Source organism: Agrobacterium sp. O3.4, assembly GCF_041414895.1.
In the GTDB taxonomy this organism is placed as follows: Bacteria; Pseudomonadota; Alphaproteobacteria; order Rhizobiales; family Rhizobiaceae; genus Agrobacterium; species Agrobacterium cucumeris.
The window spans coordinates 704,962-730,426 of sequence record NZ_JALPZP010000002.1 but is presented as its reverse complement, the minus strand read 5'-3'; the positions used below and the strand labels follow the sequence as shown (position 1 = coordinate 730,426).

The window sequence follows — 25,465 nt, the reverse complement described above, 5'->3', positions numbered from 1 at the left end:
TCAGACTTTCCGCGAAACGGGCGTCTCAGGCGCCCAACCTTTATAGAGATCGTCACCCTCGCTCAGCGGCAACCGCACGGGCTGCCCCTGCCGTACCGACTTATAGATGGCGGTGACGAGTTCGATGGAACGCAACCCGTCGGCAACGGTCACTTCATTGCCGCCCCTGCCCTTGATCGCATCGGCGATGGCTTCGAGGAAACCGGCAAAACCATCCAGCCCCGTACCGACCCGCGCCAGAACCGCATCGATCTCCTGCTGCGTCGTCGGCGCGCGGGCAGTGAAGTGCCACGTGTCCTCGGCCGGCGCATAGGGTTTGGTGCCGCTTTCAGCGGTCAGCCCCTCGAAACAGAAACGCAGCCGCGACGTGTCATTGCCAGCGCCAAGCGTCACGGAGCTCGTCACCAGCGCACCGCTTTTCATGCGCAGGCTGATGGCTGCACAATCTTCCGTTTCAATGGTGTTCACCCGCGTATCGGCGAAGGCAAACACCTCCTCGACCGGGCCGAGCACGTGGCAGATAAGATCATGGGCATGGATGGCATGCCCGAGCGTCGCGCCGCCACATTCACCCTTCCAGGTGCCGCGCCATGGAATTGAATAATAGTCAGCACCACGGTTCCAGTGCACTTCGGAACTGGCGACAAAGGCCTTGCCGGCAAGGCCGGCATCGATCAGTGCACGCAGCTGCCGCATGGCGTGGCCGAACCGGTACTGGAACACCGGAAACACCTGCCGTCCGGTGTTTCTCACCGAAACAAGCAGCGCATGCGCCTCCTCCAGTGAGCGCACCAGCGGCTTTTCGCAGATCACATCCTTGCCGGCGGCATGGGCCTGCAGGGCAACCGGAAAATGCAGGTGCGGCGGCAGGCAGATATCGATCAGCGAAATGCTGTCATCCGCCAGCACCTCCTCAAGACTTGCCGTCACCTTTATCGAGGGATCATCCTCGGCGAGCTTGCGCGCCCGCTCCAGATCGAGATCGCAGATGGCCTTTACCGTAAAGCGGCCTGGAAGCGCGCGATAGCCCTTGAGATGCAACGCGCCGATGCCCGCGCCGATGATTGCAACGCCGATCATGCCGTTCTCCCTTCGGCTTTTGCCTGCGCCTTCAGCGCCAGCTCACACACCCTGAAAGCGTGAGCCTGAGGCACGGCGGTTTCGGTGCGGTTGCGGATATCGGCGGACAGGCGGTCGAAATAGGGCAGGCCGGCATCCGAGGCATCTATGTATTCGCAGCGGTCGCCATTGACGAGAATAAGCCTGTCCGTGCCCGGCTTGTTGCCGAGATCGACATATTTCCGTAGCTCGATATAGCCTTCCGTTCCCAAAATGGTCAGGCGGCCATCGCCCCAGGTGGGCAGCGCATCCGGCGTGTACCAGTCGACACGAATATAGCCATGGCCGCGATCACCGCGCAGCAGCACCTCGCCGAAATCCTGCAAGCCCGGATCGCCGGGATTGGCATAATTCGCGACTGTCGCAGAAACGACTTCCACATCCGTCGAGCCGGTGAAGAACATGAACTGGTCGATCTGGTGGCTGGCAATATCGGTGAGGATACCACCATAGGATTCCAGATCGAAAAACCAGTCGGCGCGCAGCGCCCGGTTGAGACGGTGCGGCCCCGTGCCAATGGTCTGCACCACCCGGCCGATAGCGCCCGCCGCCACCAGTTCCGTCGCCTTCGTCACGCTCGGCACTTCGAAACGCTCCGAAAAATTCACCGACCAGATGCGTTTCGTGCGGGCCACGGTGGCGCGCAGCTGCTCCAGCTGGGCAAGCGTGGTGCATCCCGGCTTGTCCGACATCACATCCTTGCCCGCTTCCATGGCACGAACGGCAAGGTCGGCGCGCTTCTTCGGAACATCGGCAATCAGGACGAGATCGATGGTCGGATCGGCAAGAATTTCTTCAACGCTCTCCACACGCGGAACATCGGGGAAGCGCTTCAGGAAACCCTCCACAATTTCGGGTTCGCCTTCCGTCCACCAGCCGGCAAATTCCGCGCCGGCATTCAGCATGTTCTGTGACATGCCGAAAATATGCCGGTGCTCGATACCGAGAGCCGCAAACTTGATCGGTTTAGTCATTGCGCAGTTCCACTTCCTTGCCGCCTTCGGCAGATTTGACGATTGCATCGATCAGTCGGTGAGAAAGGAGCGCGGCCTCACCGGTCACCACCGGCTCCCGCTCCAAAACAAGGGCATCGACAAAATCCTCGATAATGCCCTGATGCCATTCATGGGTGAACGCCATGGGATCGGCGCCGCCACCCGTGCCGGATGCCGCCCCGCCAAAGACCTCGCTGCGCCCATCCCGCCAGTCGACTTGCAACACGCCGGAGGCAAGCCGCAGACTGGCCTTGTCGAAATGCAGGGCAATGGTTTCGGCACTTCCGGGAAAACTGGCCGTGCTTGCCATCAGCGAACCAACAGCGCCATTTTCGAAACGCAGCCCGGCAGAGACGAAATCCTCGGTCTCCATCCGATGAAACCGCGTCGTCGCCGCCATGGCCTGCACACGTGCCACCGGCCCGGCAAGGCTGAGCGCCAAGTCGATCGTATGGATCGCCTGCGATATCAAGACACCGCCGCCATCCCGCTCCCGCGTTCCGCGGCCCGGCTCGTCGTAATAGGCCTGTGCGCGCCACCACGGCACGGAAATTTCGCAGACGCCCAATGCACCGAGGGTGCCGCCCGCGACAAGTTCCTTCGCCTTGAGCGAAGCCGCGCGCATGCGGTGCTGGAAAACAATGCCAAGCGAGATACCAGCGCTTCGGCAGAAGGCAACCAATGCGGATGCTTCCGCCGTGTTACGGGCAACCGGCTTTTCAAGCAGGACATGTTTTCCGGCGCGGGCGAGCGGCTCCACCACGCTTGCGCGGGCATTTGGCGGCGTCACCACGATGGCGAAATCCACTCCGGGATCAGCCGCCACATCTTCAACGGAGCGATAGACTATGACCTCATGGCCCATCAGCGCGGAAGCTTCCTGCGCCAGACGGGCGGCCCGGCCGGAGCCGCCATCCACGATGCCCTTGAGATTGACTTTGTCAGGAGATGCAGCTGCGGCAAGTAAATGCGTTCTGGCGACCATTCCGGCACCCACAATGACACAAGTTTTGCCTGTTCGCATGATCGCGAGCCTCCCAACCCACGTTTGGTGGTTAAAGTGCATACCGGTATGCCGGTTGTCAATAAATTTGCATTCCGGTAAACAGGTTCATGAAAAATTGCCGGACGCAGGGGGGAAAATGCGAAAAGGCCTGACAACGGAATATCCGACTCCGGAAATGGAGCCGCTGGATCTGAACCGCCCGGCGGTGGACCAGATTTATGCCGCGCTGAAAGCGGCAATCCTTGACCGGCAGCTTGCGCCGGGTCAGGCCGTCTCGGAAAACGATATCGGCCAGCTTTTCAATTCCAGCCGCACGCCGGTTCGTGAAGCATTGAGCCGCCTGCGCGACGACGGCCTGATCGTCACCCTGCCGAGCCGGGGAACCTATGTCTCCAAGCTCTCTGAACTGCAGATCAGAAGTGCGCAGTTCATTCGCGAGGCGCTGGAAGTGGCGGCCATACGCAGGCTTTGCCAGATGGACCTGTCGGGGCGGGCCATGCGCGACATCGAACAGGCTCTGGCTGCGCAGCGCCAGGCGATGACCGACGGTGACCGAAAGGCGTTCCGCCTGCATGACGACCAGTTTCACAGCGCGCTGGCGGCCGCCACCGGCCTCGATCGTCTGGAAACCTTGCTGATGCGGGAAAAAGCCGCTCTCGACCGGTTAAGGGTGCTCGCCATCACCGACGAGGCGCATATGGCCCGCCTGCTTTCCGAACACGAGGCCGTTTATGACGCGGTCAAGGCGAAGGACGAGGACCGTGCGGTGGAATGGCTGCGCCAGCATCTGCGCCGCGTCCTTGGCATCCTGTCGCAAATCTACGAGGCCCATCGCGAATATTTCGAATAGGCCAGCAAGATACGTCGAATATCAGCCCCAGTGAAATGAGAGTGCCATGGCAAAAATGATGCTGAATATGGAACGAGCGGAACTCGTCTGCGATGTGATCGGCACTCTTTCGGAATCACCCGTATGGGACGAACGGCGGCAGACGCTTTTCTGGTGCGATATCATGGAAAAGAAGCTCCATTCCATCGTGCCCTCGAGCGGCAAACACTGGACACGCGCACTTCCAGACACGGTCTCCTGTCTCGGCCTTTGTGAAAGCGGCAAGCTGATCGTTGCCTGCGGCATGCAGATTCTGCTGGTGGACCCGGAAAACGACACGATTGAGACGCTTGCCACCATTCCCGCACCCGACGACCTGCCCTGCCGGCTGAATGACGGGCGTGTTGGTCCCGATGGCGCCTTCTGGCTTGGCACGATGGACGCCGGTGCCTTCAACGATATTCGGCCGATGGGGCAATTATGGCGGGCCACGGCGACGGACATTCGCTGTACCGAAACGGGGCTGACCTGTCCCAACGGCCTTGCGTTTTCCGCCGATGGCACGGTGATGTGGCACAGCGATTCCGTGCAGCGCTGGATCCGCCGACGGCATTTCGACCGGCGAACCGGTCTCTTCGACGAAGGCCGGATCATCGCCAGGCCGACAAAGGAAGACGGACGCCCGGACGGTGGATGCGTGGATGGCGACGGCCGCTATTGGAGCGCCGGCGTTTCCGCCGGCGTGCTGAACATTCACGGCGATGACGGCACGCTGCTGGAAAAAATCCCGATGCCGGTGCCGCACCCCACAATGTCCTGTTTCGGCGGCCCGGATTTCCGGACACTTTTCGTCACCTCACACCGCAACAACATGGACGAAGAGACCCGCACGCGTTTTCCGCGCTCGGGCGGCGTATGGGCCATTCCGGCCAATGTTGAGGGTTTTCCGGCCTTCCGCTTTGCGGATGGAGCTTGAGCCGGCCGCTGCCTTTCCGAAAATCTAATCCTCCCGGAAGGCGCGGCTGATCTGGTCCGTCAGCGGTTTGGCGATATAGGAGAGCGCCGTGCGCTCGCTGGTCTGGATGAAAGCCTCTGCCGGCATGCCCGGCACCAGCGGCGCGTTGTTCAGCTTTTCCCGCTCTGTGACCGGCACGGAAATCCGCGCCAGATAATAGGAGAGACCGGTGCGCTGATCGGTGGTGATATCCGCCGCGATGCGGCTGATATGGCCTTCCAGTTCCGGCGTGACGCGCTGGTTGAAGGCGGTCATGCGCAGCATGGCCTTTTGCCCCACCTGCAACTGGTCGATATCTTTCGGCACGATCTGCACCTCGAGCGCCAGCTCGTCTCCGTCGGGTACAATAAGCATGATCGGGTCAGCCGGCGTTACCACCCCGCCGACGGTGTGCACGGCCATTTCATGCACCATGCCGGATTGCGGCGCGATGATATCGATGCGTTTCAATTCATCTTCGGCGGCGACCTTGCGCTCGACAAATTCGCCCATCTGGGCCTGTATCTCACGCAGCTCCCGCCCGACTTCGGTGCGCAATTCCTGATCGATCTGCAGAATTTGCAGCTTCGTTTCAGTAATCCGGCCGGCTGTCTGCGCCTGATAGGCAATTTTTTCGCCACGCTCGCCGCCAAATGTCGCGGCCTGCGTCTGCAGGCTGTTCAGCCGCTGCACGGACACGACGCCCTGTTCCCGCAGGGATTTCTGCGAGGTGATTTCAGCCTGTAAAACCGCAAGGCCGTTATCATAGGCAACTTCCTGCGCCTTCAGGCCTTCGATTTCATGCTCGAACTGGGTAATTCGTTCGGAAAGCTGCGCTTTTCGACCCTCACGATAGGACTTGCGGAACTCGAACAGCTTGGTTTCGCTACGCATGGAGGAAGCGACATCGGGATCGTCCCTGCGTACCACCAGAGCCTGCGGGAAGACCAGTTCGGGCATATCGTCCCGCTCGGCTTCCAGCCTCGCCATGCGCGCATTCAGTTCATCCAGCCGTTTGGTGACGATGGCGAGATTGGCGCGGGTCTGGGTCGCATCGAGACGCATGACGACATCTCCGGCCTTCACCCTGTCGCCTTCATTCACCAGAATTTCGCCGACGACGCCACCGCTCGGGTGCTGCACTTTCTTGCTGTAGGAATCCACCACCAGATGACCGGAGGCGACGACGGCACCGGCAAGATTGGTCGTCGCAGCCCAGCCGCCGACACCGGCCAGCAACGCAACACCTGCGGCAAGACCGGCGAGCAGATGTGTGCGGATGGAACGCGACACATGGGTGCGTTGATCAATGTTTGACATCCGCATCTCCTTCCTGGCTGTTCTCTTCCCGGGCATCGTCCAGCGCCACTGGCTGGGCCTGAGCATTGGCCACGACACGCAACGGCGAGATCGTCTGGGCGGATGCGGCGTATCCCTTGGGAGCCTGCCCTTTTTGAGCCTGCCCCTGGGGAACACGCAGCACCTTCGAGAGCACCTCGTCGCGCGGGCCGAAAGCCTTCATCCGCCCCTCTTCCATCATCAGAATGAAATCGACGACGCCGATGGCGCTCGGTCGGTGGGCGACGACGACGGCAATACCGTTGCGCGCCTTGACCGACGCAATCGCCTTGACCACGGCGGCTTCGCCTTCCGCATCGAGATTGGCGTTCGGCTCGTCCAGCACCACGATGAAGGGATCGCCGTAAAGCGCGCGGGCAAGCCCGATACGCTGGCGCTGCCCGGCAGAAAGCGCAGAGCCTGCCTCGCCGATATCGCTGTCATAGCCCTTTTCGAAACGCAGGATCAGTTCATGCGCTCCGGCAGCTTTTGCCGCAGCGATAATCGCCTCGGGATCGGGATTGTCCTCGAAACGGGAGATATTTTCGCCGATCGTGCCGTCGAACAGCTCCACGCCCTGCGGCAGATAGCCGATGTGGCGGCCAAGGGCCTCGCGATCCCATTGATCGAAGCTCGCGCCATCCAGCCGCACCTTGCCGGCCGCCGGCATCCAGGCGCCGGTGAGAATACGTGACAGGGTAGATTTACCGGAGCCGGAGGGGCCGATTACCCCAAGCGCATTTCCGGCAGTGATGACAAAACCAAGGCCGGTCACAGTCGGCTTTCTCTCGCCCGGCGGGACAATGGTGGCGTTCTCTACCCGCAGTTCCTTTTCAGGTTTCGGCAGCGCCATGGCCGTGGCATTGGCCGGCATCTGCGCGAATAGCTCCCTCAGCCGCGCCCAGCTCTGCCGAGCGGCCACGAAGGACTTCCAGTTGGAAATGGCAAGATCGACGGGCGCCAATGCCCGGCCCATCATGATCGAGCTGGCAATCATCACGCCGCCCGAAGCCTCTTGGTTGATGACGAGCCACGCACCAACCGCAAGAATGGCCGATTGCAGCACGACCCGCAGCGATTTCGCGATATTGCCAAGACCGCCGGCCACATCGCCCGCCTTGCGATTGGCGGCGAGATAGGCCTCGTTGGAGTTTTGCCAGCGTTTGCCGAGCCGGCCGGAAAGCCCCATGGCCTGCACAACCTCGGCATTGCGGCGCGAGGCCTCCAGCTGGCGATTGCGGGCCATGTTTTCGACCATCGTGTCGCGGATCGGTTTCTGGGAAAAGATGTTGGTCAGGATCGTCAGCGATATGAGCAGAATGGCGCCGGCAAGGGCCGTCACGCCGATCCAGAAATGAAACAGAAAACATATGCCGAGATAAAGCGGCATCCACGGCAGATCGAAAAAGGCGGTCGGCCCGGTGCCGGAGAGGAAGCCGCGCACATTGTCGAGATCGCGCAGCGGCTGTAACCCGTCGCCCGGCATGCGGTTGACGAGCGGCAGGCGCACGACGGCATCATGCACCCTGCCGGAATGGCGCATGTCGAAATCTTCGCCGATGCGGATCAGAACGCGGGCGCGGATGATATCAAGCAGGCACTGAAAACCGTAAAGGCCAAGCGCCAGAAGGGCGAGCCCGACCAGTGTCGGCAGGCTGCCGCTGGCCAGCACCCGGTCATAGACCTGCAGCATGAAGAGCGGCGAGGTGAGCGCCAGTATGTTGACCACGCCGCTGACGAGCGCGACACCGAGAAACGTACTTTTAAGGGGCGAAACAACCGCCGCAGTGAGGGACTGCGGCGGTGTCTGCTGGTGGTTTTGAAAGCCCACAGCCTGTTTTTCCTTTACGCGGCAAGCGCCGATGCGCTGGCGAAAATGAAGTCCGATGCGTCGAGTACGCTTGCATCGACACCGACGAGTGTGATCGAAACGGAGGCGTTGGAGTCGGATTCCACCACCGCATTGCCGTTGAGGTTGTACCAGAACAGGTCTGCGACCGAGGTCGAACCCCAACCGGATACGTCAAGCTTATCAGCACCATCCTGATAACCATAGGTGCCGGTTGGTCCAGCGGTTACGATATCGTTACCCCCGGAGAAGACGAATGTATCAGCGCCGGCAAAACCGGTCAGCGTGTTCGAAGATGCAGTATCTTCGATTACAGTGCCGGTAGCTGCGAAGTAGTCATAAAAACCGGCAAGCGAGCCAAAACGGGCAAGCTGGTAAACGGCGAGATCGAGCAGATCGCGGGCGCCGGCAAGCGAGTAAGCGCTGTCGGGATCGATCAGCAGTTCCTGCTGGCTGACGGCAATGCCGCTGGTGGACTGGCTGTAGCCGGTGCCGAGAACAATGCTGTCGACCGAACCCGTCAGGTTGCCCTGGGAGTATTGCAGAGCGCCGCTCATGACGATGCCCTTGCCGCCGTTGCTGCCATCACCCCACGCCTCATAGGTCGTGCTCGGGTTGATGGTGGTCGTGGCGAGAGAGCTGGTCTGAGCGTCGTAGAACGCACCATAGGTCGAACCGAAACCGCTCGTCCAACCGTTGAGGTAGCCGATCAGGTCGGAGGAAGACTGCGTCAGTTGAATTGTGGTAGCCATAGGTGTACTCCTTTACTGGCCAATATAGATACCTTCGTCCTGTGACGAAGGCGTTTCATCTCCGGGACGGGCTGCAACCCAACCCGGAGAATTTCTTCCGCGCCTCAGAACTTCACGTTCATCGTCGCGATGAAGGTACGGCCAGGCGCGGTGTAGGCGCTTGTTGCCGGAATATATTTGCGGTCCATCAGGTTGTTGACGGCGAAACGAAGTGTCGCCTTGTCATTGAAAGCGTAGGACCCATAGAGGTCGACCGTCGTGTAGGGATCGGTCACCTCACGCAGATTGCCCTCCGTATCGAGCGAGCGCGATTGTGTCGGTGTGACGTGGTTCAACCGTGCGCCGAGAGCGAATTTCTCTTCAAAGAAACGCATACCGCCATCGAGCGTGAGTTTCACCTTTGGCGCCACATCGCCGGGCCAGGCGACGATCTCGCCGCTCGTTGTTGTGGTGCCGTTGGAAAAAACCTGCGTTTTGTCCGGCCAGTCGGTCTTCAGCAACGTTGCCGAACCACCAAGCCAGAAGCTTCGCGCATCATAATTGCCCTCAAATTCAAGCCCGCGCATATAGGTCGTGCCGTCAAGATTGACGAAGCTGGTATAGGTGCGGTCGGGAACCTGATCGGTGACGAGATAACCGAGCGCGATGTAATCTTTCACCTCGCGGCGAAAGGCAGCCATTTTGATGCGCACGGAATCGTGGTCCAGCAACACGCCGTCGAAGCTCATATTCGCGCCGATTTCATAGGTCGTGGCTTTTTCGGCCCGGAGGGACTGGTTCGGGGCATACTCGTAACCAACGGAATCTCCGGGGCGAGCACCGGCGAAAAAAGCCTCGAGAATTGTTGGCGGGCGCAGGCTCTGGGAATAACTTACATAGGGCCGGAACCAGTCGAACGGCTTGAACTCTATCGTGGCGGAGGGCAGCCACGCACTGTATGTGCGGTCGATATCCATCTCATAAGCAGGATTTTCGACGACATTTTCGTAAGTGGTCGCCAGCGGACCTGTACCAGGCATGCAGTTCGCCGCAATGCCCGACCATAAGCGGCTAGTAAATCGAGCTTCGGTAATCGTCGTTCCCGGATTTTGCCCCAAGAACACGTTATTATAATATTGAGACGCCGTGTAATTGTTGCCTATCGGATCACAGGCTACCGTTATCGTCCGCCTATAGGAGTTTTCGCTGTAGTAAGTGGCGGATCCCTTCAGACGCGACCAATCATAACGCACCCCGCCACTTATCGTTATCCAGTCTGCCGGCTCAAGCTCTCCATTTAAGAACAGGCTGGCGACATCACGGCGACCGGGGGGGCTAAAGGCGGTGAAGCTGCTGGCATAGGCGGGATTTTTCGCGATCGCAGAACTCATGGCAGCCGACGAGGCTATATCCCGGAAGGCTTCAGCCCCATAATTAAGGCTGAGCGTGCCGACTTTGGTATCGAAACGGCTGGTGTTTTCCACGCTACCACCGAAGCTGCGCAAGCCCATGTCGAGTTCGGTTTCGGAGGCATAGGAACGCGCCGACCGCAGCTCATGCGTCATGTTATCGTTCAGCCATAGCGACGACTTGAAGTCGATGAGTTCGCTTTCCGGATCCCAGTCCAGCTTGGCCACGATGCTGTCGTTGCGTACACTTTCCCGGTCAACCTGCTCGGCCGCGCCCTGCACGAAATCATTCTGCTGATGCATCCATGACAATGAAGTCTGCACGTCCCCAAAATCGCCTTCTCCCTTGAAGAAGGTCGACCAGCCGTCCCGGCCGAGCAGGTCTTTCATTGTCAGTGCGGTGCTTCGGGCCTCACCTTTCGTTCCGATCTCGTATTCGTCCATGATCGTGCGGCTGTAACCTGCGACGAAAGAAAGAGGACCATCCGGCTCTCGAACGGCAGCCAGAACCGAACCCTGAAAGTCGTAACCATTGGTGCCGCGGGAGATATTGACCTCACCACCCTTGTTCGCGCCTTCGGGGATCAGATCGGCGGCGCGGATGGTGCGGAACTCAACCTTGCCACCCAGAGAACCGGCATTACCGGAGGTGGCGTTGGTCATTTTCTCGACTTCGACCGCACGGATAAAGGCCGTATCCACATAGGCCTGGCCATTATTTGCGGAATAAATCGAAGCGCCGCCGGTGCTGAAACCACGCTGCGCATTCTGCCGCGCTCCATCGATGGAGACGACCACGCGGCCGCTCTCCTGCAAACCGCGCACATTGGGCGAAACTGTCGGGAAGCTGCCGTTGCCTTCACCGGCATAAACACCGGACACGCGGTTGAAAACATCGCGCGTATTGCGCACGCCGGCGGATTGAATCGCCTCGCGGCTGACGATACTGATGCTGGCAGGGGTTTCATAAACCCAGTCCGGCGTCCCCTGATAACCGGTGCCGGCAATGGAATTGCGCCCGGTTTTACCGGTGACGGTGATTGCTTCCAGAACGGTCGTGCCTTCGGTCCCGGAAAGATCGGCCGCCGCCTGCCCCGTGCCGATGACAACAGCTCTGCCATTTCCGGCGATGCGGAAATTGACGCCCGTGCCAGCCAGCAGCCGTGATAGGGCCTCCCGCACCGTGAAACTGCCGGTGACGGCATTGGTGCGCACATTGCCGGCAGATGGCGTGGCAAGCGTGACCTGAAGGCCGGATTGCCGCCCGAAAGCGCCGACGACCGACGATAGTGACTGGGCCGGAATATTGAATGGCCGCGTTGCGCCCTGCTCACCACCGGCGCGCTGACCATTTGCGGTATTCGTTGCGGTCTGCGCAAAAGCCGGCATCGAAATTGACACGGCGACCACTGTCGTGGCCAGCAGGGCGGCCCTGTGCGCCCGCTGCCCCGCTTTTTTCTGTGAACCGGTCGTACGTATCTGGAGGCGCATGCTGGCTTTGTCTTCCTGTCTTTCACTCCGGACATATGTTGACCGGATTACTCAACAAAAAGACGATTGCCTCGGCAATTTTTTTCAGGCTTTCGGAAGAAATTTTATAAATCACTGAAAATAAATACGTTTTTGTTTCAGAAGGTTTCAGAAGCGGGTAATGATGCGGGCGCTATCGCCAATCGCGTGAACTTTACCCTTATAGGGCTCCACCAAAGCTTCCAGCGCGCGGTCAGGGTCGCGTAGATCGTAAAAACCCGTCACCCGCTGCCCGGCAAGCGTCTTGTCGGCCATTGTCAGCCACGCCGGATGGTAACGCTGGATCTGTTCCACCACAGAACCGATCGTCGCGTCCACAACGTAGAGCTCGCCGTTGCGCCAGCCGCCAATATCCTCGACGGAAACATTCTCTTTCCGGATCGCACCGGAAGCGTCGACAATCAGCATCTCGCCCGGCACAAGCCGGGTTGGCGGTGCATTACGGAAGGAGGCCTCCACGGAACCATGGGCAAGCGCGACTTGCGTTACACCGTCCGTGAGGTCAACGTCGAAAGCCGTGCCCAGCACCTGAACCGTGACGTTTTGCGCCTCCACGGTGAAGGGGCGTGTGGTATCCGGTACGACATCGAAGAAAGCTTCGCCCTTCAGCACTTTCACAGTGCGGCGGCCATTGGTGAAATCCGTGGAAAGCGCACTCGCCGCCGCAAGCTGTACCCTGCTGCCATCATCGAGGGTTATCGTGCGGCTTTCACCGGTGGTGGTCTGATAATCGGCCTTGATACGGACGAGAGATACCGGGACGAACAGCACGGCAAGACAGAGAGCAGCCGCCGCCATCGCCGCACCGGCATAATGCCGCCCGGACCAACGTCGCCGCGATATCGGTTTCATAGCCTTTTCCGGCAAATGCGGCGCGTCTTCCCAGAGGTTCTTGAATTCCGGCTCTACCAGACCAAGGTTGCGCCACGTCCTGCAGGTCCGCTCCCAGGCAAGACGGTTTGCCGCAGACGCTGCCAGCCATCGGTCGAATTCAGCCTTCAGCCGCGGTTCCACTGCGCCTGCCTGGAGGCGGAGCAGCCACTCGGCCGCTTCTTCCGCCTTCCCGTCCGGTAATTCTATTTTGTTATCTGGATCAATGGTCATTGAACCCGGCCAGTTCCTTTGGGCAGGCGGAGGTGCCGCCTCGTCTTCCGCGTTGTTATAAAGACGTTTGAGAGAGAGATTTTTTTCACGGGATGTGGCAAGCAGGGCAATTTTACTTCATTTCTCTGGTAATCGCGGCAATGCTGCCCTTGATCAGACGGTGAGCGCTGGCCACGGACACCCCGAGGTGACGCGCGATCTCTTCCATATTGTAACCACCGAACCTGTGCATTTCCAATGCCACACGTGCCTGAACCGGCAGGGAGGCCAAAATCGTCTGCATCTGCCGAACTTCATCGCAGAACAGCGCATGCTCCTCCGGCGTACCATGATCCTGCGGCACACCCCAGAACGGCGTGTCATCCGGCCGCTCCCGCAGGTCCTGCCGGCTGCGCCGGCGATTATCAAGGGCAAGGTTGCGAACGATCCGGAAGAGATAGGATTTGAGGTTGGAGGGATTGCCGGAGGCTTCCGGAACGAATTTCAGGAATGCCTCCTGAACAACGTCTTCCGCATCCGCCCGGGACCCCAGAATGAGGGTGGCGTATTTGATCAGGTCGACCCTATGCGCGACGTAAGCGTTATAACGCTTGTCATCTTCCCGTATGCCCATGTCTCAACCGAGAGAAATTTCAAGGATCAACGAAACTGCAAGCCGCCGATTGGCAGCGCAGATTTCCGGTAAAGACCTCTAGCACCCAAACCGTCAGCCGAACAGATATTTCATGACAATTATCATCAAGAATCACAGTTTTTGTCGCAATGTTGATCGGAATGCTTTGAATTCCAACCCGATTGCATCCACGCCTGGCCCGGTCAGAATGAGATCGAGACGGTCAGCCAGAAGTTTCGGGATAAGGCGGATCGATTTGCCTTCCACGAGTTGCGTCAGGGTTTCCGGTGAACGCTCGCGAAAATCCTGAAGCAATTGGGGACGAGGCCCGCCGCCGCACTGTCTATGGCAGGAAGCCGCAGAACGTGAGTGGGCAGTGCGTTGCCAGATCGGCCGACGCACCGCTCTTTCGTTTAGTTATTCTAAACAAAAACACATGACCGGCGGGATTGTTTCTGCCTATGCCCGCGCAAATAATCAGTTTTGTCAGAGGGATAAATCGAGGTCCGGCGTGGGACGATAGATTGGTCGTGGCCAATCAGCAAACACAGTCTTAAGGGGCTCGCGCCTCCCGCCAAAACCTTGGGCCTTCTGAAGATTGAATCCAGCCGTTGTCGATCGGTCTCGTGGGCAGTCCCCAGGGTGACGCCTGCGGATCGCCGACACGGCAATCATGAGGACAAGCACATTATGGCGAATACCCTAGATACGCGCTTTCGGCCGTTCAAGGTAAAGATGAAAAAGCAAGAGAGCACCACGATCTCGTCTTTTTACCTCGCACCCGTCAACCCCGAGGATTGGCGTCCTTTCGAAGCGGGCCAGTTTCTCACGATCCAGATACCCAATCCCGAAGGTGGTGAACCGCTTATCCGGAACTACACCGTGTCGTCAGGACCGGGTGACGTCGGGATTTATCGCATCACCGTCAAACGGGAGGCGGCCCTGACGCCGGATATGGCCGATGGTATCGCGTCGTGCTGGCTGCATGACACGGTCGAAGAAGGCATGGTGGTGCATATCGACAGGCCACGCGGCGCCTTCAAGCTCGACAGGGCCAGTCAGCGACCGGTCATTCTGCTATCCGGTGGCGTCGGGCTGACGCCGACCGTTTCGATGTTGAAGGTACTGGTTGCGGAAAGCGACCGGCCCGTCTGGTTCGTGCATGCCTGCGACGGGGCCGCCACCCACGCGCTACGCGATGAAATACGGGCGCTCGCCGAACAGCGCGACAATGTTCATGTGCACACCTGTTATCGCTTTGCGACCGATGAAGACGCGAAGGCGGGGCTGTTCCATTCCACCGGCTTCATCACACGTCAGACCTTGCAGTCTTGTCTGCCGCTGGACGACTACGAGGTCTATATGTGCGGCCCGCCGCCTTTCATGCAGGCGATGTATGATCTGCTTCTTTCACTCGGGTTGGAAAAGAGCAGGATCGCCTATGAGTTCTTCGGACCCGCATCGCTGCTTTCACCATCGCCGCCGAAGACGGATGCAAATCCCAGCCCAAATAGCGCTGCCGCTCCGCAAGCAGCCAAAAGCACTGGCATCGAGATCGTCCTTGGAAAGTCAAATGCCAGGTTCGAGTGGGATGCAGCCTCGGAATCGATCCTGAGTTTTCTGGAAAATCAGGGTGTCGAACCTGCATTTTCATGCAGGGCTGGCGTTTGTGGAAGCTGCGTTCAGGGCCTCGTTTCCGGCGACGTGGAATATGTGGAAGAGCCGCTGGATGACGTGCCGGCCGGCCAGGTTCTCCTCTGTTGTACCAAACCCGTCAATTCGGTCGTGCTCGACCTCTGAAAGCCAGTTTCCAGCATCCATCCAAAATCAGCGAGACAAGCCATGGTCGAACCACTCAGACTCAATCCGTACGTTGCGGAACTCCCGCCCTATAATGCCGGGATGAACATTGCGGTGGCGCGCAGCAAGACGGGTTTGACCGATATTGCAGCGCTTGCCAGCAACGAGAACCCCTATGGCTGTTCGCCAAAGGTGGCCGCGGCGCTGGCCGACCTTGATCCATCCCGTTATGCGGACCCCACCTGTGTGATCCTGCGGGACGCGCTGAGTAAAAAGCTTGGTGTTGACGGCGACCGAATTGTCATCGGAAACGGCTCCGAAGAGATGATCGCTGCGGTTTGCCGCGCGGTTCTGCGTCCGTTTGCCACCGTGGTGGCAATGACGCCGGGCTTCGGTCTCCATGAAATCGAGCCCAGAGCAAACGGCGCGCAAATCGTCAGGATACCGATGACGAAAGACCTGCGGTTCGATCTTGAGGCGATGACGATTGCCCTGCGAGACAAACCGTCAATATTCTTCATCTCTTCGCCTTCAAACCCGGTCGGGCCGGCGCTGGAGCGGGATCAGCTCTCACGCCTCATCTCGGCTGTTCCGAATAAGACATTGCTTGTTTTTGATGAGGCGTATTTCGAATTCTGTGACGAGAATATGCCCGACGGGCTCGAGCTTTTGGCGAAGAGCGCGATTTCCTATGTCGTACTGCGAACATTCTCCAAGGCCTACGGGCTGGCTGGATTGCGCGTGGGTTATGCCGTTGCCTCCGATGCACGGCTGGCGCAGGCCATGTCATCGGCAAAAACACCGTTCAACGTCAATGCCGCCGCACAATTGGCAGCGGTTGCCGCCCTTGAAGACGAGGGCTGGATGCGCGGTTCGGTGGCGAAGGTTATTGGGGAACGCAGACGCATGGCTGAGGCAATGACATCGCTTGGCCTGTTCGTTCCGCAATCCCGTACCAATTTTCTGTTCATCGACATCGGTTGTGACAGCACGATCGCTTTCGATCATTTTCTGTCGCATGGCGTTATCGTCAAGCCCTGGAAAGAACCGGGATTTACAAGCTTTATCCGTGTGACCGTTGGACTGCCCGCGCAAAACGATCGTTTTCTCGACGCATTGCGCCTGCTGAAAGAAAAGCTGCTTGAGGCGAACGTCCCGTCATGATCGAGCAAAATGCCCATGCGACAGGGGATTTGCCCGTGACGTTCCTCAGGGATATCGAAACGACCATCGGCCTTTCCCACCTGAAACAGGGGGATGCCATCGCCAATCTCGATTATGGCGTAACCCCCGCAAATTTCGGCGCGGACGCGGTGGCTTTCCCGTCATCGACACAGGAGATCGCCTGCATCATCAGAAGCGCCGCTGCGCATGGCGTTCCCGTTGTGCCGCAGGGCGGTCGAACCGGGCTTGTCGGCGGCGGTGTTTCCAGTCCCGGTCAGATCGTCGTATCCACCACCCGGCTCAATCGGATCGTTGAAATTTATCCCGATGAGCGGGTTGCTGTGGTTGAGGCGGGCGTGACGCTACAGGCATTGCAGGCGGCCGCGTCGGAATATCAGCTTGAGCCGGGCATCGACCTGCCGTCGCGTGGTTCCGCCACGATCGGTGGCATGGTTTCGACGAATGCCGGCGGGATTTCGGCTTTTCGTTATGGGGTGATGCGCCATCGCGTCCTCGGTCTGGAGGCCGTCCTGCCGGATGGCTCGATTTATTCCGACCTGACACGGGTGGTGAAAAACGTTGCCGGCTACGATCTCAAGCATCTCTTCATCGGGGCTGAGGGAACGCTTGGCATCGTCACCAGGGCGGCGATCAAGCTGGAACCCGTTCCCGCAGCGACGGCCACGGCGCTTTTCGGGCTCCCCTCGGTGGAAGCGGCTCTTGAGGCGACCAAACTCGGGCTCAGCGTCGAGTACGGCCATATGCGTGCGGCGGAAGCCATCTGGAACTCGTTTTTTTCCCTGACATCGGGCGAGCATCTCTGGTCAGCGACCGACTATTACCCCGACTATCCCGTCAATCTCATCATGGCACTTGGCGGAGGGGACGAGGAACAGCTGCAGACGCAGCTTGGCCGGATATATGAGGAACTATATGAGACCTATCCCGAGATGTCCGCCGTCGTTGCAACATCGCAGACGCAGGAAGCGGAGTTGTGGCGTCTCAGGGAAGATACGGACCTCATCTATCGCAGATATCCGGCCGCGCCGTCTTTTGACGTCTCCGTCCCACTGTCGCGCATCGAAGCGTATGTGACCCGTTGCATACCGGAACTTCAGTCAATCGATCCAACCTTCGATCCCTACCTTTTCGGGCATATTGCCGACGGCAATCTTCATATCGTCCTGAACGCGGCAGGTGCGGATCTGACGCCTGAAAAGGCCGCCGCCGTCGAAGCTGTTCTCTACCGTGACCTGACGCAATCGGGAGGCTCGTTCTCGGCAGAGCACGGCATCGGCTCCAAACGCGTTCACGCGCTGCGTGCGACAGCCGACCCCGTAAAATTTGCCCTGATGACCCGGATCAAGGCCGCCATTGATGCAGGACACACCCTGAACCCCGGCAAGGTCACCGGCTGACATGGCAACGCCGCGCTTTCTGGAAGCGCGGCGCCGAGAAATGTGAACCGATTACGTGTCAGTTCGCCAGAACGCCGTTCTTCTTGGCCGTCCAGGTCGCGATATAGTCCATCAGGGCGGGAGACAGGCAGTCGTAGGGTTCAAGGCCGCTATCCTTCAGCTTGGCGCGTACCCCGGACATCTTGTCTGGAGAAAAACCCGCCTCAATGATGGATGACACGAAGGCGGCGAAGCCCGGTGCTGCCCAACCCTTTTCCTCGAACCGCTCAGGGTGAATGAATGCCAGTCCCTTGAAGGGATGATCACGCTCCACGGGGCCGTACATGTGGACGCCGCATTGAGTGCAGGCATGCCGCTGGATCAGCGCGGATGGATCGACAACAGCCAGTTTGTCGCCGTGTTCCAAAACTTCCACACTCTCGGTCGGCGCAACCGCGACCACGGAGAACAGCGATCCCTCCGGTTTCCAGCATTTGGTGCAACCACAGGCGTGGTTGTGGGCAATGTCACCTTTAACCCGGAGTTTGACCGGCCGGGATGTACATGCACACACCAGTGTTCCGCCTGAGAAGGCTGTATCGGTTGCTCGATAGCCCGAGTCGACAGTCGGATGAATGGCAATCATCGTCATGATAAGGTTCCTCCCTTTTTTGCCGGCGCGAAGTGCGCCGGCTATCTTGCATGGGGCATCACGCCTAGTAGACCACGACGCCGCGGATGCTCTCACCCTTGTGCATCAGTTCGAAGCCCCTGTTGATGTCTTCGAGCGGCATGGTGTGTGTGATCATCGGATCGATCTGGATTTTGCCTTCCATGTACCAGTCGACGATCTTCGGCACGTCGGTGCGGCCGCGCGCGCCGCCAAAGGCGGTGCCCATCCAGTTGCGACCGGTGACCAGCTGGAACGGGCGGGTCGAGATTTCCTGGCCGGCGCCGGCAACGCCGATGATGACCGACTTGCCCCAGCCGCGATGCGAGGCTTCCAGCGCCTGGCGCATGACCTTCGTGTTGCCGGTGCAGTCGAAGGTGTAGTCAGCACCGCCGATCAGGTCGCCATTGCGCTTCGTCATGTTGACGAGATAGGGCACGATGTCGTCACCGATATCCTTCGGATTGACGAAGTGGGTCATGCCGAACTTCTCGCCCCAGGCCTTGCGGTCATTGTTGATGTCGACGCCGATGATCATGTCGGCGCCGGCAAGGCGCAGGCCCTGCAGAACGTTAAGGCCGATGCCGCCGAGACCGAAGACGATGGCTGTGGAGCCAATCTCGACCTTGGCGGTGTTGATGACCGCACCGATGCCGGTGGTGACGCCGCAGCCGATGTAACAGACCTTGTCGAAGGGCGCGTCGGGATTGATCTTGGCGAGCGCGATTTCCGGCAGGACGGTGTAGTTCGAGAAGGTCGAGCAGCCCATGTAGTGGTGGATCTTGTCCTTGCCGATCGAGAAGCGCGAGGTACCATCCGGCATGACGCCCTGACCCTGGGTGGCGCGGATGGAGGTGCAGAGATTGGTCTTGCGCGAGGTGCAGGAATAACACTCGCGGCATTCCGGCGTGTAGAGCGGAATGACATGGTCACCCTTCTTGACCGAGGTGACGCCGGGGCCGACATCGACGACGATACCGGCACCCTCATGGCCGAGGATGGCCGGAAACAGACCTTCCGGATCGGCACCGGAAAGCGTGAAATCATCGGTGTGGCAGATGCCGGTCGCCTTGACCTCAACAAGTACTTCGCCGGCGCGCGGACCTTCCAGCTGAACGGTCATGACCTCGAGCGGTTTTCCTGCCTGAATGGCAACAGCGGCGCGTACGTCCATCTCAATTTCCTTTTCATGTTTGTTCGAGGTTCGGCAATCAGGCGACAGGGTTCGCCTGGCAATTCTGGCGAAACACCATGGTCAGCTTATCGGCAATCAGACGATGCATGCCGTTGTCTCTCCGGCATCATATACTCTCAGCGCGCCGCATGCCGCATCATATGTCGCTCGGCCACGCGGATGAGCATCACAAGGGTGAGATTGATGACGAGGTAGATCGCACCCGCCAGGGCGAAGACCTCAAAAATCGCGAATGTCTGGCTCATCAGACGTTTTGCATATCCGGTGATCTCGAGAACCGTGATTGTCGAGGCAAGGCTCGTCCCCTTGACGACGAGGATAAGCTCGTTGCCGTAAGCTGGCAGCGCCTGACGAATGGCGAGCGGGAATTCGATCCGGCGGAAGCGCAGAAATGGCGACATTCCGGTGGCTTTGGCCGCTTCCTTGAGACCCACGGGAACGGAGAGCAACCCGCCACGCAGAATTTCGGATGTGTAGGCCGCCGTGTTCAGAGCCATGGCCATGACCGCACAGCGCGTGCCGTCACTGACGATCCACCAGGTGATCGCATTGTTTTTGATGAAGCCGAGCTGGCCGAGCCCGTAATAAAACAGGAACAGCTGCACCAGAAGCGGCGTCCCACGAAAAACCATGCTGTAATATTTCGCAAACCCCGAAACGAAGCGGTTTTCGGACAGTCTCATCAAGGCAAGGCCAAGACCGAGGTTGAAACCGATCGCGACGGATATCACGGTTATCGCCGCCGTTGTCGAAAGACCTCTTAAAAGGAACGGCAACGATGTTTCCCAAAATTCGATATCCATCGCGTTATGTCCTTGCCCTAAGTCTCACCATACGCTCCACCCTGTCAAAGCCGGCCTGGCTGATCAGGGTGATAGCGAAGTACACGGAAGCTGCGATAAGGAAAAAAATCAGCGGATTGCGTGTGCTGCCAGCACCAACGGAGGCGGTACGCATCAATTCCTGCAATCCGACGACCGATACCAGCGCCGTGTCCTTGATGGTTGTTTGCCAGACATTATTCATGCCGGGGATGGCGATGCGCAGCATTTGCGGCAAGATGATGCGCCTGAAGATGCGGCGTCCGGGAATTCCCAAGGCCCGCGCCGCCTCGATATGTCCTGCCGGGATGGAGGCCAGTGCGCCCCTGATGACCTCGGTCGAATAGGCGCCCGAGATCGTTCCGACGGCAACCACGGCGATGATGAAGGCGTATCCGCTGTCGGCAAGAGCCGCATATCCGAACGCCGTGGCAACCTGCGTGACGAATTCCACCGAGGAAAAGAACAGCAGATAGATGATCAGCAGTTCAGGCACACCGCGCACGAGCGAAGTATAGGCGTCCACCACAAGTGTCAGCGGAAATATCCGCGCCCACTTGATAACCCCGCACAGGGTCCCGATCAGCGCACCGACAACGATGCTCACCGTGCCGACGGCAATGGTTATCGCCGCGCCCTGCAGAATGGCCCTTATCCACCCACCCTGCCAAACCAGCATCAGACTAGACTCCATGAGACCTGCCCCCAAGTTTTGCTGGCTCTTCCAGCACCTTGCCGGCACCGGACATCTTCAGCATTTTCGACCGTGCAAACCCTTAGAGCTTGCGATGGAACGATCGCCCCGCACTCCGGTGGAGAGCGGGGCAGACACTTAGTTACAAGGGCGGGAGATATCCATTTTGAACCATTTCTGGCTCGACTTTCCAATCGATCCATCGGCAACGAGGTCGCAGAGGGCCTTGTCGATCTTTGCTTTAAGTTCCGTGTTATCTTTGGCGATGCCGACACCGATGCCTTCACCAAGGGTGGAATCGAATTTGCTCTGGACCTTCACGTCGACAAACTGAAAGTCTTTGCCTTCAGGCTTGGCCAGAAAATCCTGCAGCGCGGAGGCATCGGCAAATGCCGCCTCGATGCGGCCGCTTGCGAGATCGATCTGCATGTTGTCGAGCGTGTCGTAAGTCTTGAGATTGGCTCCGGGGATCCGCTTTTCGACGAAGTGGGCGTGTGTCGTGCCAGTCTGAACCCCGATGGTTTTCCCATCGAGCCCCTTCAGCAAGGCATCGATGTCCTTGATGCCGGCGAGATCCGAGGTCTTGGGGACCAGGAACATGTTCGCCAGTTCGGCATAGCCGACCGAAAAATTGATTTCCTTTTTCCGATCCTGAGTAATCGACATCCCGGAAATGATGATGTCGAAGCGTTTCGCCTTGAGGGCCGGTATCAGCCCATCGAAGGCCTGCACGACGAACCGACATTTCATGGCGAGTTTCGTGCATAGTAGATTGCCGACATCCGCATCAAAACCGGTCACCTTGCCGGCGGAATCGGCCATGCTCCACGGCGGATACGCGCCTTCGGTGCCGATCGACAGTTCACCTTCCGCGGCGTTGGCCGTGCTGACGCCGGCAAGAAGCAGGGCAAGAGACAAAACTTTCAAATTCATAACGCGAGTTCCCCTATTGGTTATTTGTTGCGTTTTAGGTGCCGGACGCCGTCCGACAGAAAATCGGCGGCAGCTCATAAAGTCCGCGACAGGAACTGACGCAGTCGTTCCGATCGCGGATTGCTGAACAATTCCGCAGGCGTACTCTCTTCCTCCACCTTTCCCTGGTGCAGGAACAGAATCTTGTGCGATACCTCGCGCGCAAACTGCATTTCATGCGTGACGAGGATCATGGTGTTGCCCTCTTCCGCCAGCTGGCGGATCACCCGCAGGACTTCGCCCACGAGTTCCGGGTCGAGAGCCGATGTCGGCTCATCGCAGAGGATGACTTTCGGCCGCATGGCAAGCGTTCTGGCAATGGCGGCGCGTTGCTGCTGGCCGCCGGAGAGCTGACCGGGATACTGGGCATGTTTTTCCGAAAGCCCGACCTTCTTCAGCAACTGATGGGCGTGTTCGATCGCATCATGACGACGTTCACCCAGCACATGCACCGGCGCCTCGATGATGTTTTCAAGCACGGACATATGGGGCCAGAGATTGAAGTTCTGAAACACCATACCGACGCGAGCGCGAATACGCTCGACCTGGCGCATGTCGGCGGGATGAGAGCGGCCGTTCCCTGCGCTCTTCATCCGTATTTCCTCACCATCGATGACGATCGTGCCGCTGCTGGGCTGTTCGAGCAGGTTTATGCAGCGCAAAAACGTGCTCTTGCCGGAACCGGACGATCCGATCATCGAGACGACTTCGCCGGGGTCGGCGCTCAGCCCGACACCTGACAGCACCTCGTGCGTGCCGAAGCTTTTATGCAGATCGCGAACTTCAACGGCTGGTCGGTCATGACGCTTGATGTTGACCGGGATCGCCGGTGGCCAGTTGATGACGGACGCAGGAGCGGCCGCTGTTGTGATTTCTCTCTCCCTATCCGGCCCGGCGACCGAGGCGAGCGCCGTCAGTGCGCGGTCGAAATATCGCAGGCTTGTCCCAAGACAGTTCTGCTGCCATTCGGGATCAACCGGAATGAAGGCTGTGCGCAGCGTCGTCTTGATTTTCCGGCCAAGCGGAGATTCGATATTTCCGAACAGATGCAGCCAGTTATCCGCCTGCACGGCATCCATCACAACAGGGCCTTCAAGGGTTCCGCATTCGATCACGAGCGGCAGCACACGGCTGTTCGGCAGGGATTTGCGCACAGCTGCCGAGACATAACCCGTGGCGGTCGCGGCAATGCCGGTATCTGTCGTTGCACCCTTGCCGGTCATCACGACCGCCAGCGCATGCCCATAGGTTTTCCTGCCCCATTCCAGCCCGTCATGGTCCTCTTCGGCGACGCTGAGCAAAGCGGGATATCCGTAAGGTCCGGCACCGGTATGCAGATCGAAGACGATGACATCGGACGCACCGCTGACGAAGGTATTCAAAACATCCCTGAGAGTGTGGTTCGACCATGTCGGACCGCTGCCGCCGTAAAATAGTCCGTCCGGACAGTCATATTGGCCTGCTTCAACGATTGCAGCGATGCCGGCATGACCACCCGCTGCGGCTTTGGCGTCTTTCAGTTTTTGATCGGCACGATCACGATCAGGCCCATCCCACTCGGCGCAGGCAAAGGCCTCGTGAAGCGCCGCATATCGCTCGTTTCGCGGAACGGCGGCTTCCCAGTCAATGAAATTGCGGTTGAGATCGACATTGTCTTCGTTGACCCGACGGCTCCATGCCGTCCCCCAGGGATTGATCAGGTGAATGATCACGACAGCCGTATCGGCGGCGAGGGGCAACGGATTGTTCGCAGAGAGCCATTCGGCCTGGCATGCCGATCCGAATTGCCCCTCCACCCCGTGGGTGCCGGACAGGATGACAAGCTTTTTCGATGCATTGCGTTCACCGAGATAAGCAACATCGGTAAAAAGCGGCTCGCCGCCGGGGCCATGCAATGGATGTTTGTATTCAAACAGGGCAGCGCCGGACCGGCGTGCCGCGGAGAGAAAACGCTGTCGCAGCACAGTATAGTCCACAGAATAGAGCTCAGGCTGCCTGATGTGGCGCATCAAGGATACTCCCGATTGATTGCAGAGGTCGGCTTTTGCCGTTCACCCGCTATGTTCCAGATTATTTTTTGTGATCTTCGCCTGGCTCCATGGGCCAAGCGAAGAACCTATTGCTAAAGCATTCCGGCGCTGGCGATTATTCTGCGGCAGCGACCATGCTCACAGTCTCGCTTTCGATCATCTGCGAAAGTTTACGCCGGAACCGCAGGGGGCCAACGTCGATCTTCAGATCAAGGTTGGGGGTCTGCTTGTTGGCAATACCGTGATGAACCGCTTCCAGCACGATACGGTCCTCTTCAAACGCACCACGAACGGAGGTTGCAAAACGCGCCGAAACATCCGGGTCGTCGGGTGCGAAATTGCGCATCTGGAACCAGTAATATTTCGTGCGGTTCTCATCCACCGGTGTCATGAAGTTGTAGCTGTCCATCAGGAACGTATTGTCCGGCAATTCCCGGCCCTCGCCACCGGAGCCGGACGGTGCAAAGATCGCCTTGATGATGGCGTTGCTGGGATAGCGAACCTCGTAATGCTGTTTGCGGTCGCACGTCCCTTCAAACTGCAGAAAGGGGGCGTAGAAAGGCGCGGGTTCCGAATCCAGCATCCACCGCCAGACCACCACGCCATCGCTTTTCACCGTCGTTTCCAGCGGCGTTTCTTCGCAGGCCGAACTGGCGAACGAACTCTGATGCACCCAGGCAACGTGGGACGGATCAAGCAGATTGTCCGTCATATAGAGGTAATTGCAGTTGATCGTCATGGACTCGCCGCGATTGACGCCCCAGGACGGATCGCCGAAATGCTCGACATGGAAAATCTCGGCGGGATCGGCTTTCGCAGCGTCACCCATCCAGATCCAGACAAGTCCGTAACGTTCTTCGACCGGATAGGACCGCACGCAGGCCACATGTGGAATACGCTCTGCCCCCGGTACGCGGGTGCAGGCGCCCGAACAGTCGAAGGTCAGGCCATGATAACCACATTCGACATCATCGCCCTTGATGCGCCCCATGGATAAGGGCAGCTTGCGATGGGGACAGGCATCTTCAAGGGCTGCCAGCTTTCCACTCTGCAGGCGATAAAGGACGATATTTTCGCCGAGCATCGTAACGGGTGTCAGGTCGCGGCCGATTTCATGATCCCATGTCGCGACGTACCAGGCATTCCTGAGAAACATTTTTCTTCCCCTTCTTCCAGCTTCCAGTGAGAGAAGTATTTTCTTTGTG

21 protein-coding genes and 1 pseudogene are annotated in these 25,465 nt (G+C 58.9%); 5 read left to right on the top strand and 17 right to left on the bottom strand.

Annotation, left to right across the window (positions count from 1 at the left end):
- Genes M0412_RS16140 through M0412_RS16130 form a run of 3 tightly spaced genes read right to left on the bottom strand, consistent with a single transcriptional unit; the run spans window position 1 to window position 3,138 of the window.
- Window positions 1-1,080 (bottom strand): Gfo/Idh/MocA family protein, encoded by a 1,080-nt coding sequence (locus M0412_RS16140; protein WP_269699376.1) that lies wholly within the window; start codon window positions 1,078-1,080, stop codon window positions 1-3.
- The gene (locus M0412_RS16135; protein WP_269699375.1) at window positions 1,077-2,093 is read right to left on the bottom strand and encodes a Gfo/Idh/MocA family protein; all 1,017 of its coding nucleotides are present in this window, start codon (window positions 2,091-2,093) and stop codon (window positions 1,077-1,079) included. The genes M0412_RS16140 and M0412_RS16135 overlap by 4 nt, the downstream gene beginning before the upstream one ends.
- The gene (locus tag M0412_RS16130) at window positions 2,086-3,138 is read right to left on the bottom strand and encodes a Gfo/Idh/MocA family protein (protein WP_269699374.1); all 1,053 of its coding nucleotides are present in this window, start codon (window positions 3,136-3,138) and stop codon (window positions 2,086-2,088) included. The genes M0412_RS16135 and M0412_RS16130 overlap by 8 nt, the downstream gene beginning before the upstream one ends.
- 118 nt (window positions 3,139-3,256) lie before the next feature.
- On the opposite strand from M0412_RS16130, the gene M0412_RS16125 reads away from it, so the two are divergent.
- Together M0412_RS16125 and M0412_RS16120 are read left to right on the top strand one after the other, a co-directional pair.
- A complete protein-coding gene (locus tag M0412_RS16125; protein WP_142842635.1) occupies window positions 3,257-3,970 on the top strand; it encodes a GntR family transcriptional regulator in 714 nt (237 codons plus the stop codon).
- 46 nt (window positions 3,971-4,016) lie between these two features.
- A complete protein-coding gene (locus M0412_RS16120) occupies window positions 4,017-4,925 on the top strand; it encodes an SMP-30/gluconolactonase/LRE family protein (RefSeq protein ID WP_269699372.1) in 909 nt (302 codons plus the stop codon).
- A 24-nt stretch (window positions 4,926-4,949) separates the two neighbouring features.
- Here the strand turns inward: M0412_RS16120 and M0412_RS16115 are convergent, their stop codons facing one another.
- From M0412_RS16115 to M0412_RS16085, 7 genes and pseudogenes are all read right to left on the bottom strand, one after another.
- Complete coding sequence (locus M0412_RS16115) at window positions 4,950-6,263, bottom strand: HlyD family type I secretion periplasmic adaptor subunit (RefSeq protein WP_269699371.1); 1,314 nt, start codon at window positions 6,261-6,263, stop codon at window positions 4,950-4,952.
- Window positions 6,250-8,112: a type I secretion system permease/ATPase gene (locus M0412_RS16110; protein WP_269699370.1), complete on the bottom strand. Its 1,863-nt coding sequence runs from the start codon at window positions 8,110-8,112 to the stop codon at window positions 6,250-6,252. The genes M0412_RS16115 and M0412_RS16110 overlap by 14 nt, the downstream gene beginning before the upstream one ends.
- A 14-nt stretch (window positions 8,113-8,126) precedes the next feature.
- Entirely contained in the window at window positions 8,127-8,882 is a 756-nt protein-coding gene (locus tag M0412_RS16105; protein ID WP_269699369.1) for a hypothetical protein, read from the bottom strand.
- 104 nt (window positions 8,883-8,986) lie between these two features.
- Window positions 8,987-11,761, bottom strand: a complete 2,775-nt coding sequence (locus M0412_RS16100) for a TonB-dependent receptor (protein ID WP_269699368.1) — start codon at window positions 11,759-11,761, stop codon at window positions 8,987-8,989.
- A 147-nt stretch (window positions 11,762-11,908) separates the two neighbouring features.
- Window positions 11,909-12,904, bottom strand: a complete 996-nt coding sequence (locus M0412_RS16095; protein WP_269699367.1) for a FecR family protein — start codon at window positions 12,902-12,904, stop codon at window positions 11,909-11,911.
- A gap of 112 nt (window positions 12,905-13,016) precedes the next feature.
- The gene (locus tag M0412_RS16090) at window positions 13,017-13,517 is read right to left on the bottom strand and encodes an RNA polymerase sigma factor (protein ID WP_269699366.1); all 501 of its coding nucleotides are present in this window, start codon (window positions 13,515-13,517) and stop codon (window positions 13,017-13,019) included.
- A 195-nt stretch (window positions 13,518-13,712) separates the two neighbouring features.
- Window positions 13,713-13,882, bottom strand: a pseudogene (locus M0412_RS16085) (LysR substrate-binding domain-containing protein); the annotation flags it as partial.
- A 325-nt stretch (window positions 13,883-14,207) separates the two neighbouring features.
- Between M0412_RS16085 and M0412_RS16080 the strand changes: the two are divergent.
- From M0412_RS16080 to M0412_RS16070, 3 genes are read left to right on the top strand one after another with little or no spacing between them, the layout of a single operon-like run.
- Entirely contained in the window at window positions 14,208-15,317 is a 1,110-nt protein-coding gene (locus M0412_RS16080; protein ID WP_269699365.1) for a 2Fe-2S iron-sulfur cluster-binding protein, read from the top strand.
- A 42-nt stretch (window positions 15,318-15,359) separates the two neighbouring features.
- Window positions 15,360-16,481 (top strand): histidinol-phosphate transaminase, encoded by a 1,122-nt coding sequence (gene hisC, locus M0412_RS16075; RefSeq protein ID WP_269699364.1) that lies wholly within the window; start codon window positions 15,360-15,362, stop codon window positions 16,479-16,481.
- Window positions 16,478-17,899: an FAD-binding oxidoreductase gene (locus M0412_RS16070; RefSeq protein ID WP_269699363.1), complete on the top strand. Its 1,422-nt coding sequence runs from the start codon at window positions 16,478-16,480 to the stop codon at window positions 17,897-17,899. Before hisC ends, M0412_RS16070 begins: the two co-directional genes overlap by 4 nt.
- Window positions 17,900-17,957: 58 nt before the next feature.
- Here M0412_RS16070 and gfa read toward each other — a convergent pair whose 3' ends face one another.
- The 7 genes from gfa to M0412_RS16035 form a co-directional block, all read right to left on the bottom strand.
- Complete coding sequence (gene gfa, locus M0412_RS16065; RefSeq protein WP_269699362.1) at window positions 17,958-18,530, bottom strand: S-(hydroxymethyl)glutathione synthase; 573 nt, start codon at window positions 18,528-18,530, stop codon at window positions 17,958-17,960.
- A 64-nt stretch (window positions 18,531-18,594) separates the two neighbouring features.
- A complete protein-coding gene (locus M0412_RS16060) occupies window positions 18,595-19,722 on the bottom strand; it encodes an S-(hydroxymethyl)glutathione dehydrogenase/class III alcohol dehydrogenase (protein WP_269699361.1) in 1,128 nt (375 codons plus the stop codon).
- Window positions 19,723-19,859: 137 nt separating this feature from the next.
- Entirely contained in the window at window positions 19,860-20,546 is a 687-nt protein-coding gene (locus M0412_RS16055) for an ABC transporter permease (RefSeq protein WP_269699360.1), read from the bottom strand.
- A 4-nt stretch (window positions 20,547-20,550) separates the two neighbouring features.
- Window positions 20,551-21,258, bottom strand: coding sequence for an ABC transporter permease (locus M0412_RS16050; RefSeq protein WP_269699359.1), 708 nt, complete (start codon window positions 21,256-21,258; stop codon window positions 20,551-20,553).
- Between the two features lie 138 nt (window positions 21,259-21,396).
- The gene (locus tag M0412_RS16045; RefSeq protein ID WP_269699530.1) at window positions 21,397-22,191 is read right to left on the bottom strand and encodes a transporter substrate-binding domain-containing protein; all 795 of its coding nucleotides are present in this window, start codon (window positions 22,189-22,191) and stop codon (window positions 21,397-21,399) included.
- A gap of 74 nt (window positions 22,192-22,265) precedes the next feature.
- A complete protein-coding gene (locus tag M0412_RS16040) occupies window positions 22,266-24,239 on the bottom strand; it encodes a DUF2817 domain-containing protein (RefSeq protein WP_269699358.1) in 1,974 nt (657 codons plus the stop codon).
- 136 nt (window positions 24,240-24,375) lie between these two features.
- Window positions 24,376-25,416, bottom strand: a complete 1,041-nt coding sequence (locus M0412_RS16035) for an aromatic ring-hydroxylating dioxygenase subunit alpha (RefSeq protein WP_142843548.1) — start codon at window positions 25,414-25,416, stop codon at window positions 24,376-24,378.
- Between the last annotated feature and the right edge of the window lie 49 nt (window positions 25,417-25,465).

Excerpts from the sequence above, each read along its gene's own strand:
- M0412_RS16105 (WP_269699369.1), bottom strand. The coding sequence starts at position 8,882 with ATGGCTACCACAATTCAACTGACGCAGTCTTCCTCCGACCTGATCGGC.
- M0412_RS16140 (WP_269699376.1), bottom strand. The coding sequence starts at position 1,080 with ATGATCGGCGTTGCAATCATCGGCGCGGGCATCGGCGCGTTGCATCTC.
- hisC (WP_269699364.1), top strand. The coding sequence starts at position 15,360 with ATGGTCGAACCACTCAGACTCAATCCGTACGTTGCGGAACTCCCGCCC.
- M0412_RS16035 (WP_142843548.1), bottom strand. The coding sequence starts at position 25,416 with ATGTTTCTCAGGAATGCCTGGTACGTCGCGACATGGGATCATGAAATC.
- M0412_RS16060 (WP_269699361.1), bottom strand. The coding sequence starts at position 19,722 with ATGGACGTACGCGCCGCTGTTGCCATTCAGGCAGGAAAACCGCTCGAG.
- gfa (WP_269699362.1), bottom strand. The coding sequence starts at position 18,530 with ATGACGATGATTGCCATTCATCCGACTGTCGACTCGGGCTATCGAGCA.
- M0412_RS16130 (WP_269699374.1), bottom strand. The coding sequence starts at position 3,138 with ATGCGAACAGGCAAAACTTGTGTCATTGTGGGTGCCGGAATGGTCGCC.
- M0412_RS16055 (WP_269699360.1), bottom strand. The coding sequence starts at position 20,546 with ATGGATATCGAATTTTGGGAAACATCGTTGCCGTTCCTTTTAAGAGGT.
- M0412_RS16045 (WP_269699530.1), bottom strand. The coding sequence starts at position 22,191 with ATGAATTTGAAAGTTTTGTCTCTTGCCCTGCTTCTTGCCGGCGTCAGC.
- M0412_RS16125 (WP_142842635.1), top strand. The coding sequence starts at position 3,257 with ATGCGAAAAGGCCTGACAACGGAATATCCGACTCCGGAAATGGAGCCG.
- M0412_RS16040 (WP_269699358.1), bottom strand. The coding sequence starts at position 24,239 with ATGCGCCACATCAGGCAGCCTGAGCTCTATTCTGTGGACTATACTGTG.
- M0412_RS16100 (WP_269699368.1), bottom strand. The coding sequence starts at position 11,761 with ATGCGCCTCCAGATACGTACGACCGGTTCACAGAAAAAAGCGGGGCAG.
- M0412_RS16115 (WP_269699371.1), bottom strand. The coding sequence starts at position 6,263 with ATGTCAAACATTGATCAACGCACCCATGTGTCGCGTTCCATCCGCACA.
- M0412_RS16135 (WP_269699375.1), bottom strand. The coding sequence starts at position 2,093 with ATGACTAAACCGATCAAGTTTGCGGCTCTCGGTATCGAGCACCGGCAT.
- M0412_RS16120 (WP_269699372.1), top strand. The coding sequence starts at position 4,017 with ATGGCAAAAATGATGCTGAATATGGAACGAGCGGAACTCGTCTGCGAT.
- M0412_RS16090 (WP_269699366.1), bottom strand. The coding sequence starts at position 13,517 with ATGGGCATACGGGAAGATGACAAGCGTTATAACGCTTACGTCGCGCAT.
- M0412_RS16050 (WP_269699359.1), bottom strand. The coding sequence starts at position 21,258 with ATGGAGTCTAGTCTGATGCTGGTTTGGCAGGGTGGGTGGATAAGGGCC.
- M0412_RS16080 (WP_269699365.1), top strand. The coding sequence starts at position 14,208 with ATGGCGAATACCCTAGATACGCGCTTTCGGCCGTTCAAGGTAAAGATG.
- M0412_RS16095 (WP_269699367.1), bottom strand. The coding sequence starts at position 12,904 with ATGACCATTGATCCAGATAACAAAATAGAATTACCGGACGGGAAGGCG.
- M0412_RS16070 (WP_269699363.1), top strand. The coding sequence starts at position 16,478 with ATGATCGAGCAAAATGCCCATGCGACAGGGGATTTGCCCGTGACGTTC.